Source organism: Tumidithrix helvetica PCC 7403 (assembly GCF_965232925.1).
In the GTDB taxonomy this organism is placed as follows: Bacteria; Cyanobacteriota; Cyanobacteriia; order Pseudanabaenales; family Pseudanabaenaceae; genus Tumidithrix; species Tumidithrix helvetica.
The window spans coordinates 1-10,669 of the sequence record NZ_CBDDRA010000056.1; the positions used below are offsets into that span (position 1 = coordinate 1).

Annotated in this window: 14 protein-coding genes and 1 tRNA gene; 2 read left to right on the plus strand and 13 right to left on the minus strand. The window is 45.3% G+C overall.

All coding sequences use genetic code 11. From position 1 onward, the window contains the following. Positions 1-69: 69 nt before the first annotated feature. On the minus strand, positions 70-1,401 hold the full coding sequence (locus tag ACP2WE_RS25695; protein WP_425218369.1) for a sensor domain-containing diguanylate cyclase: 1,332 nt from the start codon (positions 1,399-1,401) through the stop codon (positions 70-72). Between the two features lie 144 nt (positions 1,402-1,545). Further along, positions 1,546-1,680 (minus strand): hypothetical protein, encoded by a 135-nt coding sequence (locus tag ACP2WE_RS25700; RefSeq protein ID WP_425218370.1) that lies wholly within the window; start codon positions 1,678-1,680, stop codon positions 1,546-1,548. Between the two features lie 216 nt (positions 1,681-1,896). On the opposite strand from ACP2WE_RS25700, the gene ACP2WE_RS25705 reads away from it, so the two are divergent. Further along, complete coding sequence (locus ACP2WE_RS25705) at positions 1,897-2,106, plus strand: CAB/ELIP/HLIP family chlorophyll-binding protein (protein WP_425218371.1); 210 nt, start codon at positions 1,897-1,899, stop codon at positions 2,104-2,106. Between the two features lie 161 nt (positions 2,107-2,267). Here ACP2WE_RS25705 and ACP2WE_RS25710 read toward each other — a convergent pair whose 3' ends face one another. From ACP2WE_RS25710 to ACP2WE_RS25725, 4 genes are all read right to left on the minus strand, one after another. Next, positions 2,268-2,597: an NIL domain-containing protein gene (locus ACP2WE_RS25710; protein WP_425218372.1), complete on the minus strand. Its 330-nt coding sequence runs from the start codon at positions 2,595-2,597 to the stop codon at positions 2,268-2,270. 22 nt (positions 2,598-2,619) lie between these two features. Further along, complete coding sequence (gene cysW / locus ACP2WE_RS25715) at positions 2,620-3,498, minus strand: sulfate ABC transporter permease subunit CysW (RefSeq protein WP_425218373.1); 879 nt, start codon at positions 3,496-3,498, stop codon at positions 2,620-2,622. Further along, positions 3,491-4,357: a sulfate ABC transporter permease subunit CysT gene (gene cysT / locus ACP2WE_RS25720; RefSeq protein ID WP_425218374.1), complete on the minus strand. Its 867-nt coding sequence runs from the start codon at positions 4,355-4,357 to the stop codon at positions 3,491-3,493. The genes cysW and cysT overlap by 8 nt, the downstream gene beginning before the upstream one ends. Positions 4,358-4,444: 87 nt before the next feature. Next, positions 4,445-5,674, minus strand: a complete 1,230-nt coding sequence (locus ACP2WE_RS25725) for a sulfate ABC transporter substrate-binding protein (protein WP_425218375.1) — start codon at positions 5,672-5,674, stop codon at positions 4,445-4,447. A 235-nt stretch (positions 5,675-5,909) separates the two neighbouring features. On the opposite strand from ACP2WE_RS25725, the gene ACP2WE_RS25730 reads away from it, so the two are divergent. Beyond that, the gene (locus tag ACP2WE_RS25730) at positions 5,910-6,926 is read left to right on the plus strand and encodes a sulfate/molybdate ABC transporter ATP-binding protein (protein ID WP_425218376.1); all 1,017 of its coding nucleotides are present in this window, start codon (positions 5,910-5,912) and stop codon (positions 6,924-6,926) included. A 50-nt stretch (positions 6,927-6,976) separates the two neighbouring features. Here ACP2WE_RS25730 and ACP2WE_RS25735 read toward each other — a convergent pair whose 3' ends face one another. From ACP2WE_RS25735 to ACP2WE_RS25765, 7 genes are all read right to left on the minus strand, one after another. Further along, positions 6,977-7,183 (minus strand): hypothetical protein, encoded by a 207-nt coding sequence (locus ACP2WE_RS25735; RefSeq protein WP_425218377.1) that lies wholly within the window; start codon positions 7,181-7,183, stop codon positions 6,977-6,979. Between the two features lie 134 nt (positions 7,184-7,317). Next, positions 7,318-8,037 (minus strand): molybdopterin-dependent oxidoreductase, encoded by a 720-nt coding sequence (locus tag ACP2WE_RS25740; protein ID WP_425218378.1) that lies wholly within the window; start codon positions 8,035-8,037, stop codon positions 7,318-7,320. Between the two features lie 3 nt (positions 8,038-8,040). Further along, on the minus strand, positions 8,041-8,649 hold the full coding sequence (locus ACP2WE_RS25745; protein ID WP_425218379.1) for a cytochrome b/b6 domain-containing protein: 609 nt from the start codon (positions 8,647-8,649) through the stop codon (positions 8,041-8,043). 67 nt (positions 8,650-8,716) lie between these two features. Further along, complete coding sequence (gene murQ / locus ACP2WE_RS25750; protein ID WP_425218380.1) at positions 8,717-9,637, minus strand: N-acetylmuramic acid 6-phosphate etherase; 921 nt, start codon at positions 9,635-9,637, stop codon at positions 8,717-8,719. 14 nt (positions 9,638-9,651) lie between these two features. Then, positions 9,652-9,837, minus strand: a complete 186-nt coding sequence (locus ACP2WE_RS25755; RefSeq protein WP_330485450.1) for a PCP reductase family protein — start codon at positions 9,835-9,837, stop codon at positions 9,652-9,654. A 64-nt stretch (positions 9,838-9,901) separates the two neighbouring features. Then, positions 9,902-10,264, minus strand: coding sequence for a DUF4864 domain-containing protein (locus tag ACP2WE_RS25760; protein WP_425218381.1), 363 nt, complete (start codon positions 10,262-10,264; stop codon positions 9,902-9,904). Positions 10,265-10,292: 28 nt separating this feature from the next. After that, a tRNA-Glu gene (locus ACP2WE_RS25765) sits at positions 10,293-10,365 on the minus strand. Positions 10,366-10,669 lie beyond the last annotated feature (304 nt).

Below are 10,669 nucleotides of genomic sequence, written 5' to 3' on the forward strand. Positions count from 1 at the left end.
AATCTTTTCTGTAGGGTATACTTTGTCTGATGTAAGGAGCGATGCGATATATTAGTGGACATGAATCTATCACTCGTTGCATGGTCGTCTCCTCGGCTTGATTGTTTTCGTCTCCCCATAATACTTGGAAACTAGCGAGCCCTCATGCTCGATCTGCAAGGCTTTAACATTCTCCCGAATTTGATGGGCAACGGTAACGGCTCCGTCAATGTCTGTACAGGGCAGCAGCACGGCAAATTCTTCTCCTCCATAGCGAAAAACCATATCGGATGGGCGTTTAGCCGATCGGCTCATGGACTGAGCCACCTGCCGCAGGCAATCATCTCCCCCTTGATGCCCATAGGTATCGTTGTATCTTTTAAAATAGTCCACATCGCACATAATTAGAGAGAGCGATCTGCGATCGCGTCCTGCACGATTCCACTCATCAAACAAATATTCATCAAAACGTCGCCGATTTGCCACATTGGTCAACCCATCTAGATCGGCGAGTTGTTGAAGTTTCTGGTTGGCATCTTGCAATGAGATCTCCGCGCGATGACGTTCGTAGATTTCTTGGCGAAGTTCTTTGGTACGCTCTTCAACCTCAATTTCTAGTTTTTGTAGGTATTCAGCCTGCACCGCATAAAGCTCGGCATGGAGAAGGGTGTTGCCGATCGCAGGGGCAACGGGTGAGGCGATTCTCGTCAAAAGCTTTAAATCTCTAGCGGAGTAAAATACTGGCGTATCGTTTGCCACTGCGATCGCACCGATCGGGCGATCGTCCGTACAAAGGGAAACACAAATCATGGAACTCACACCCGTAATCTTTCCGTTGGGTAAGGCGTTACGGGGATCGGAAGCGACGTCATTGATGATATCGGCTGTCCCTTTTTGCGTTACACTGCCAATAATGCCTTCTCCTAATCCAACGATGGTTTCAAGGGTAAAGGCTTCCCCAGATGCGGCAATGGTTCTTAAAGTATTCGCTTCTGTGTCGAGTATTAGTACGGCTGCACTGGTGGCGGGGATCAATTTAGTTGCTTCTTGAATTGTAAGATTGGCGATCGCTTCAAGATCGATACATGGAGAGAGTTTGTTAGCTATGTTTAAAATCAGGCTCATTTCCCGATAGCCTTCAAGAACCTCATATCCAAGCTGCTTTTTCTCTAGTTCCTGTTGAGCGAGAAAGTTTAGCAACGTAACAATTGGCTCGGCATGATTCTCTCCACATACCCAACCAATGATGTTATCTTCTATCGCGATCGGATGCTTATGCTCTAGTGAGGGATTCCCTTTGGCAAACAAAACGCTACCATCAGCATCGTGGATGCTCATCGCAAACTCGAAAGTATTTTGCAATTGTTCTAGGAGCGCTCCTCCTTCCTTTTTGATGAGTTTGCGAAGGCTAATCTTAAACATTTTGAGTTGCGACAGGTATGAACTAGGTGTTTTGAATGAAGTTGCATATGAATCATATAGCGATTTTTAATTATTTTTGAACGTAGTACGGGCTTCTAACCTGTGCAGGCATCTTGCCTGTGCTACAAATTAATTGCAACTCATTTAGGCTTGCTGTAGCAAGCTAAGGACTTGGCGACATCTTGCCACAAAGCCCCCGCACCGTTGAATCTTAAGCTCTTTTTTCTGTGACTTACGCAGCAACTCTGAACGCATTACGGCATGAAAGCTTATAGCCATCCTATTTGTTTGTATGTAAGGGCAACTCATGAATTGCTCTACGATTCTAGGCAGAGAAAAAATTGCTTATGCATCACTGTCTGATTTCTATAGTCCTGAATGAGTATGTCTTTATGAGGGCAAAAACATAACAGTAGACACACCCTTAGCTAGATTCTCTTGTTGTAAATAATTGTTAATCTTTGTTACATAGAGTTAAGAAGAAAGAGAAAACAAATGCAAAGCGGATTTACCATTAACGAACAAGGTCTACTCAATAACTACGCGATCGAGCCTCAGATGTATATTGATGATGCTGAACGTGCTGGCTTTACACCCTTTGCCGAGAAGCTGAACGGTCGCCTCGCCATGATTGGATTTGTCTCTCTACTCGCAATCGAAGTTTTAACCAGACACGGCCTGATCTGGTGGCTCAGCAACCTGTAGTCCTCGTAGATTTTTCCTCCAGTTAAGTTAGTCAAAGATAATAACGGTTCCATCCCTACCCATTCAGTAGGGATTTTTTTTCGATCAATTCAGTGACTGACAAGAATATTCAGCATGGGAAACCTTGTGCTTTATTGACGACATCCCGCGATCGCAGGATGTCACCACCCTTCCTCGCGATCGTCATAGTCTGGAACCGTTTCAACTCCTAATTCATTTGCAAACGTGAGGGCACTGTTAATTTGCTGAGCTGTACCTCGCAGTTCCAGATTGAACCAGCCTTCTAACTGAGTCTCAGCACTAAGCATCGCCGAATTAATATTTACGATTAAACCATGATGTGAGACCAATTTAGAAATAACGGGCTCTTGCTGATAGAGTTTAGGAATTCGCAACCAAATACGCACATGCATGAGTCTGGGATCTTCTTGTCGATTTGGGTGTGCCCCTAGCGAAGCAGTTGACTTAGAATTATGACTGTTTTGAGTCATGACATCCTCCAGTTAGAAGTTTCTAATGTTTCTTTTTGATATCGCCTTTACGTTCTAAAATTTCTTTAAGAATCAGCGTAACTACTGCTAATAAAGCTAAAAGCACAGCAGCGGAATAAGCAACCTCATTTTCATAGTTTTTGTAAGATTCTTCTACAAATAGAGGTAAGCTCTGGGTTCGGGCGGCAATATTACCTGAAACTACAGATACAGCGCCAAACTCACCCATGGCTCTAGCGTTGGTTAACACCAAGCCATAAAGTAATCCCCAGCGAATATTCGGCACAACGACTTTCCAGAAAATTTGCCAATCGCTTGCACCGAGGGTACGGGCGGCTTCTTCTTGATCGGCTCCCATTTCATCTAAAACGGGAATTACTTCACGGGCAATGAAAGGCATACTCACAAAGATAGTAGCCAGCAACATTCCAGGGAAGGCAAAGATGATTTTGATGTTGTTGGCTTCAAGGTAAGAGCCAAACCAACCAAGACGACCATAGAGCAGGACGATCATCAAACCTGCAACTACTGGCGAGATCGAGAATGGAAGATCGATAATACTCAGTAAAAAAGCTTTGCCGGGAAATTTATTGCGGGCGATCGCCCAAGCCGCACTCAGTCCAAAGATTGTATTGAGGGGTAAAGCGACCGCCGCTAAACTAAGGGTAAGCTTAATCGCTGTTTGAAAATCTTCGCGTTTGAACGCTGATAGAAGCGGCTCAAGCCCTTTAGAAAAGGCTTGGAAAAAGACGTTTGCCGCAGGGATAAACAAAACTAGTCCCAGATAAAGAAAAGCGATCGCAATTAAAATCGCAGGGGCAAAGCTTTTCTTCTCTTTGAATGAGGTTTGTTCGGGTGAGCTTTGTGGATAATTTCCCGTAGAAGTGTTTAGATTAGCCATATCGCTTACTCCATGCTTGTAAGAGGTTAATTGCAAGGAGGCTCACAAAGGAGATTCCTAACATCACTACACCGATCACCGTGGCGCCTACATAGTCATACTGCTCTAGGCGTTGAAAGATCAGAATCGGGGTGATCAGATCCTTAAAAGGAGTATTAGAAGCAATAATTACAGTGGAGCCATATTCACCGACCGCACGGGAGAAACCCAGTGCTATACCCGTCAAAATTGAAGGTGTAAGTGGTGGTAAAAGCACCTGCACAAAGGTTTGAAGTTTAGATGCTCCTAATGACCATGCAGCTTCTTCCATTTCTTTTTCTAGTTCCAATAGTACGGGCTGCACAGTCCGCACAACAAAGGGTAAAGAGATAAAGACCATCGCAATGAACACACCAATACGAGTGAAAGCGATTTTAATGCCGAAAGGTGCAACCAATGACCCAAGCCAGCCCTTTTCACTGTAGACCGTCGCTAAAGTCAAACCTGCTACGGCAGTGGGTAAGGCAAAGGGGAAATCAACTACGGCTTCGAGAAATCGCTTGCCAAAAAAGTTGTAGCGCACAATGACCCAAGCAATGAGAGTGCCAAAGAGCCCGTTAATCGCGGCGGCGGCAAAGGCTGTTACAAAGGTAATCTCATAGCTAGATAGAGCAAGGGGCGCTGTGGCGGTTTTCCAAAAACTCTCCAAAGGCTCACTAAACGCTTTGGTGATCATGGCGGCGATCGGCAAAATCAGGAGAAAGGCGAGATAGGTAAAGGTAATTACCCATGTCCAAGGAATCTTGGTGAAAAACTGGAGGATAGGATTAGGTTCCGATCGCTTTTTATCAGTCGGCGATGAAGGGGTTGTCGTTACCATGTTGTCTTTAATTTCAGAAAGCTTGAGTTATATCAAACAAGGGGCTGAAGCCCCTTGTTTATTGTTTATACGGAGTCAATTTAATCTCTAGCGCTTGATTTTTGCTTGAATTTGGTCAAAGACTGCACCATCAGCAAAGAATTTCTTGTTAATCGTATCCCAACCACCAAGATCTTTTACAGTTGACAGCTCTTTGACCTTAGGATAAAGATCTACAAATTGCTTTTCTTTAGCTACAGTTTCATCTACAGGACGGAAACCAACTTTAGCAAATTCAGTTTGGGCTTCGGTAGAGTAGAGGAATTTTACAAAGGCTTCCGCAACTTCCTTTGTGCCATGCTTTGCTACGTTCTTATCAACTACCGCGATCGGATTATCGATAGAAAAATTAACATCAGGAATGACGTAGTTAACCTTCTGTCCCTTTTGAGAGGCAAGAACGATCTCGTTTTCATAGTTAATCAATGCATCTCCTTGACCTTGCTTAAAGAATGCGTCAGTAGCTTCTCTAGCATCTTTTGTTAAAATTGGCACGTTAGTATACACTTTCGTGAGAGCTTCTAAAGCTTTGTCATCACTACCGCCTTTTTTTACAGCTGCATTCCAAAGTGCAAGGAAATTCCAACGAGCCACGCCTGAAGTTTTGGGATCGGCGGTGATTAAACTAATGCCACTTTTCTCTAAATCCGACCAGTCCTTAATATTCTTAGGATTACCATCGCGGGTCACAAGTACTGGTATCGATTTAGAAACAATTCCATCGTTAGGGTATTCTTGCTCCCAGCCTTTGTCGATTAGCCCTGCCTTTTCAATTTTGCTAGTATCAGCCGCAAGCGCTAGGTGGACAATGTCCGCTTCTAGACCATCGATGACAGCACGGGTTTGAGACCCAGAACCACCATAGCTTTGTTTAAAGGTGACTTTTTGGTTTTGTTCTTTTTGCCACTTCTCCACAAATTTTGGAATGATTGCCTCGTGAGCTTGCTTAGTCACAGCAAAGGAAACCAAGGTTAGCTCCACATCTTTTTTGGCTTCACCTTTAGGCGCTGTTTGGGTAGATGTGGTTCCACCCGTTGTTGCTGGGGTGTTTTTTGTGGCATCGGGTGTGGGGGCGCAGGCAGCGATCGCGAGGGTTAAGCTCACGCCTACTAAAAACAAAGCCATATAGCTACGTAACGCCCTTAGACCGAGCTGATTGGTTGCTCCAAACAGTTGCCCAACTTGATATAGAAATCTCTGTCCTACATTTAAAACAAAATGCATAACCGACTCAACCAATAAACCTTTTGGCTTGCGGTCGTATCTCCACTTACTCATTACCTTATCGCTCTTTTTTGCTGTGTGAATTTCTTTGGATGTTTTGGGGATTCTACGGTAATTTGGTGGGTATACCGTATTTTATGTATGATACCTGTAACAGGTGCATTTTAAAAGTAGTTTATTGCCGATCTGAAAAGTAGTATATGAAACTACGGTAAATACTAAAGATTAGTGTATTTTAAATAATAAGCGTTCGATCGAGTAGTAGAAGTCGTAGAAGGAGAAATAGCGCGTGGGTATTCAGGTTGAAAATGTATCTAAACAATTCGGAGATTTTTTAGCTGTAGATAAGGTCAGTCTAGAAGTAGAAACTGGATCGCTGGTGGCACTTTTGGGGCCATCTGGTTCGGGGAAATCTTCATTGCTCCGCTTAATCGCTGGTTTAGAACTCCCAGATTCAGGCAAGATTTATCTAACGGGGCGAGATGCGACTCACGAAACCGTGCAACAACGAAAGATCGGTTTTGTGTTTCAGCATTATGCTTTGTTTAAGCATTTAACCGTGCGGCAAAACATCGGGTTTGGCTTAGAAATTCGTAAAGGGGATAAACGCAAAGTTAAAGCCCGTGTTGAGGAGTTATTAGAGCTAATCCAACTAAAGGGACTTGGCGATCGCTTTCCTTCCCAACTCTCAGGCGGACAAAGACAGCGGGTCGCCTTAGCCAGAGCTTTAGCGGTTGAGCCGCAGGTTCTGCTTTTGGATGAACCCTTTGGTGCATTGGATGCGAAAGTTCGTAAAGATTTAAGAGCTTGGTTGCGTCGTCTGCATGATGAAGTGCATGTCACCACCGTGTTTGTTACCCACGACCAAGAAGAGGCGATGGAAGTCTCGGACAAAATTGTAGTCATGAATAAGGGCAGAATTGAGCAAATCGGTTCTCCAGCAGAGGTCTACGATCGCCCCGCCACCCCTTTTGTCATGAGCTTTATTGGTCCCGTAAATGTTTTACCCAGTGATGCTCGACTCTTCCAGAGCAGTGCCATTGATGCAACGCATCCTCAAGTTTACTTGCGTCCTCGTGATGTAGAGATTCAAACCGAGGGAGATAGCGCTACAGCCCCTGCTAAGGTATCTCGACTGATTCATTTGGGCTGGGAAGTGCAAGCAGAGTTAGATTTTGGTGACGGCAATACAATTAACGCCCAACTCTCCCGCGAACAGTTCGATCGCCTGAATTTAAAACCCAAACAGGATGTATTTGTAAAACCAAAGGATGCCCGATCGTTCCCACTCCAGCAACTCGTTTAAAAGATCGTGGGAATTTATCCTACGCACTGGGGCGATCTGAGGATTGCCCTTTACAGCGATTGGGAAGGCAAAGAGGCAATAATTTCAAGTACGCAGGCGATCGCTGCGCTCAAAAGACCAACTGTGTAATATTTTCCAGTCATAGGGTTAGAACCTAAAAGGCGATCGTGTTTGCAAGCTGAGAGAAACAGCGACCAAGCTTGGGTAGCAGTAATGGTTTGAAAGCGATTGAATTCGGGTCTAAAAATGGGAGCCATAATCCGTACCTCGTGTTGAAGGGAATGACCTCAACTTGTTGCAATGAAGCTTAACACAAGTTTAAGGTTCGCAAAAAGTACATCCACAAAGCGATCGCTGGTTCTCAAACACTTTGAGTAGATTTTTGAGTAGGTTAAAGTCCTGCAAACCATTCATAGCCAATGTCTTCCCAGTAGCCTTTGCGTGGGAGCAACTCATTGGTGAGCATGATGCTCGTCACCCATTTACTTTGCTTATATCCCAGCTTGATCGGTGATGCCAAGCGTAAGGGCGCACCATAGGCAGGCTCTAGGGGCTGACCATTTTTTTGATAAGCCATCAATGTCTGAGGATGCATTGCTGAGGCAAGATCCCAGCTTTCGTAATAGCCATCCGCAGATTCAAAATAGGCATAACGTGCTTGGGATTTTGGTTGCGCCAATCCGATCAGATCGGCTAGTCTCACACCCGCCCACTGCACGATCGCAGCCCAACCCTCTACACAAACATGGCGAATCACCATCGAAGTCAGGGGCAATTTTTGAATTTCTGCCATACTCAGGCTCAAGGGACGAGCCACCGCACCAGCGATCGCCAGTCGATAGGTAACAGGATCGATCTTGGGCGTACCGCGAAAAGAATTGATCAGTAACTTCTCAGGCTCGATCGCAGTCAGGGCGAATTCAGGTACGGGCTTTTGCGGATTAAATATCAGCGATTCCACTTGCTGATTGAGTGGTTCTGTTGCCTTGCCTACTAATCCTTCTGTAAAAGCACCCAAACCAATGGTCACAAGTCCTGCACCACCCAAAAGCATAAAGCGACGGCGTTGCAAGGGTTCCTCTAGCTCAAATTCCTGATCTGTATTTGACATCAGTTATTCCCACCAAAACATAGAGTCTGTCAAGCGATCGCCGCCAACTTTGCGCCCGAGCTGAGAATGCAAGACGGTAAACAAAATCGCGATTGGTACAGTGATAAAGTGCATAATCCGCAAAGCTTCCCAGCCCCCAAATGACTCGGCAATCCAATAAAACTGAGCGGGTTTATACATACCAACACCAGTAAAGATCGCTAAAAGTAAAATCGGTAAAATCATTGTGTAAACCAAGCGATGCCAAGCATAGTTTTTCCGCTTTGAGTTTTGACTCACAGCTAATGCCTTGACATCCTTATCACTCGCAAAACGGTGTTTCCAACGCTGGGTCGCGAGGACATAGATGCCATACCAGACGAGATTGAGACAAAATATCCACATGGCAGCAAAGTGCCAATGCCTCCCACCTGCCAACCAGCCCCCCAACAACAAGAATGGAGGGAATTGAAGTCCAGAACGACCACCAAATACGGGGTTGGCGTTGTAGATTTGTAAACCACTAGTAATCATTAAAAAAAGGCTGACAAAGTTAACCCAGTGAAATATTTTGGCAGGCAGAGCCTGTACGGGAATTCGTTGTTTTTTTAGTGGTGTTTCTTTATTTTCCACAGATGGTTAGCTTTTGGCGATGGCGTGGCTACTTTTATATTCCTTAATCTATACTACGACTTCATTCTCATTCAGTCGTGCCGATCGCTTGTGTGAGGCTGCCGTGGTTTTGCTGTAAAAGATTAGCGGCTTCAATCGCATCTAGATTTTTCCAATGCATTAACAAAGCCAATTTCACCTGTTTTTGCGATCGCGCCAATAAATCTATTGCCCGATCGCGATCGAGGTCGGTCAGATCCATCACAATTTTCAGGGCGCGATCGTAGAGCTTGCTATTGGTTACCGCCACATCCACCATACGATTACCATATACCTTGCCCAACTGCACCATCACACCCGTAGAAATCGTATTGAGCACCAGTTTGGTGGCAGTGCCCGCTTTGAGTCGGGTAGAGCCAGCTAAAATCTCTGCCCCCACCAAAGGGCGAATGTCTAGGTCATAATCCGTAGGTACTTGCTCTTGAGGGACGCAGGCAAAAAAAATCGTTTTGGCTTGCCTGTTTTGGGCGGCTTTAAGTGCCCCATGTACATAGGGCGTCGTCCCCCCTGCGGTAATGCCAAACACGACATCCCGATCGCAAATTTGATGCTGGGCGATCGCGCTAGCGCCATCCTCTTCGCGATCTTCTAAAGCCTCAGAGCTGCGCACAAGGGCATCTTTGCCCCCTGCAATAATGCCCTGCACCAGTTCGGGATCGGTACAAAATGTCGGTGGGCATTCGGCAGCATCGAGAACGCCCAAGCGTCCGCTCGTTCCTGCGCCGACATAAAACAATCTGCCCCCTTGGCGCAGGGCTTCGCTAATTATGGCGATCGCTCGGGCAATATTTTCGCGCTCTTGCCCCACGGCAGCAACCGCTTTGGCATCTTCTTGATTAAACAGGTCTACCAGTTCTAAAGGGCTGAGGCGATCGAGGTTCTGACTGTGCGGATTGGGCTGCTCGGTTAGTAAATAGCCGCGATCGAGATTTTTGTGGTTTAAGGTCATAGGGGAGTTTTAGCTTACTGACCAAACTCTAGACGAGCTTGTTCTACGATTTCTACCGTCACAATGTCAGCATTGGCAGCGATCGCAATTTTCTCGATACGTTGACGTGCTAACGTTCGAGCAAAATAAGGGATATTCTTAAGCTTGGCTTTTGCCTCTGGTGTCCATTCCAGCGTTTCCGGATAATTTGATTCTTCCATGTCCGGTCTTATCCCACAGATTTGCAAAGGGCTATCGATATTGCCATATTATTTTAAACGCTTTTTAGCTGCCAATACCTTTTGGGGGAGCTAAAATACAGCCATTTATTTTCCAACTTCGATCGGACTGTTTAAGCATAAGATAGTATGCCATGACCAAATCGTCATCCTGACCTAGCAAAAGCACTGGCTGCGCGATCGCGCCGTTAATTAGGGCAATATCCTCAAAGATCACAGAACGAGGTCGGTAAACAGCAGGATAGGCTGTTTTCACCATTTCCATAAATACCTGTGGCGAACCAAACTGAGCCTGAATAAACTCACTGGCGCAGGAAAAAGCTGCGATCGCATCCTCTTTCTGTAAAGCCTCGAGCTGCTTTTTAATTACAGAAAGTATTTCTTCCTTATCACTATTGGTTAGGTGCATAAGGGTGCTGGCTTTTCCTTTGCGTTAATACCCCCAGGGGAATTCGAATCCCCGTCGCCTCCGTGAAAGGGAGGTGTCCTAGGCCTCTAGACGATGGGGGCGTATTTCACACTTTTGTTAGAGTACCGAATAAAGGTTTTGTTTGTCAAGATGATTTTTGATTTTTTTTGATTTACTGTTGTAAATCGAAGCGAATTCCTTGTCGTCAGAGGGTTTGATCCCCCTGCCCTTCGGGCATCCCCCTTAACAAAGAGGGACTTCCTGATTCTCCCCCCTTTGTTAAGGGCAGGGCTGTTTCATTCTTGAGTAAATAGGAGAAAAGAAGTAAACCTAAAGGCAAAATGAGAGTATTTGCTTGATATTATGGCTTAAATGGCTAATTGCCTCCGTCAAAGCATCAAAACC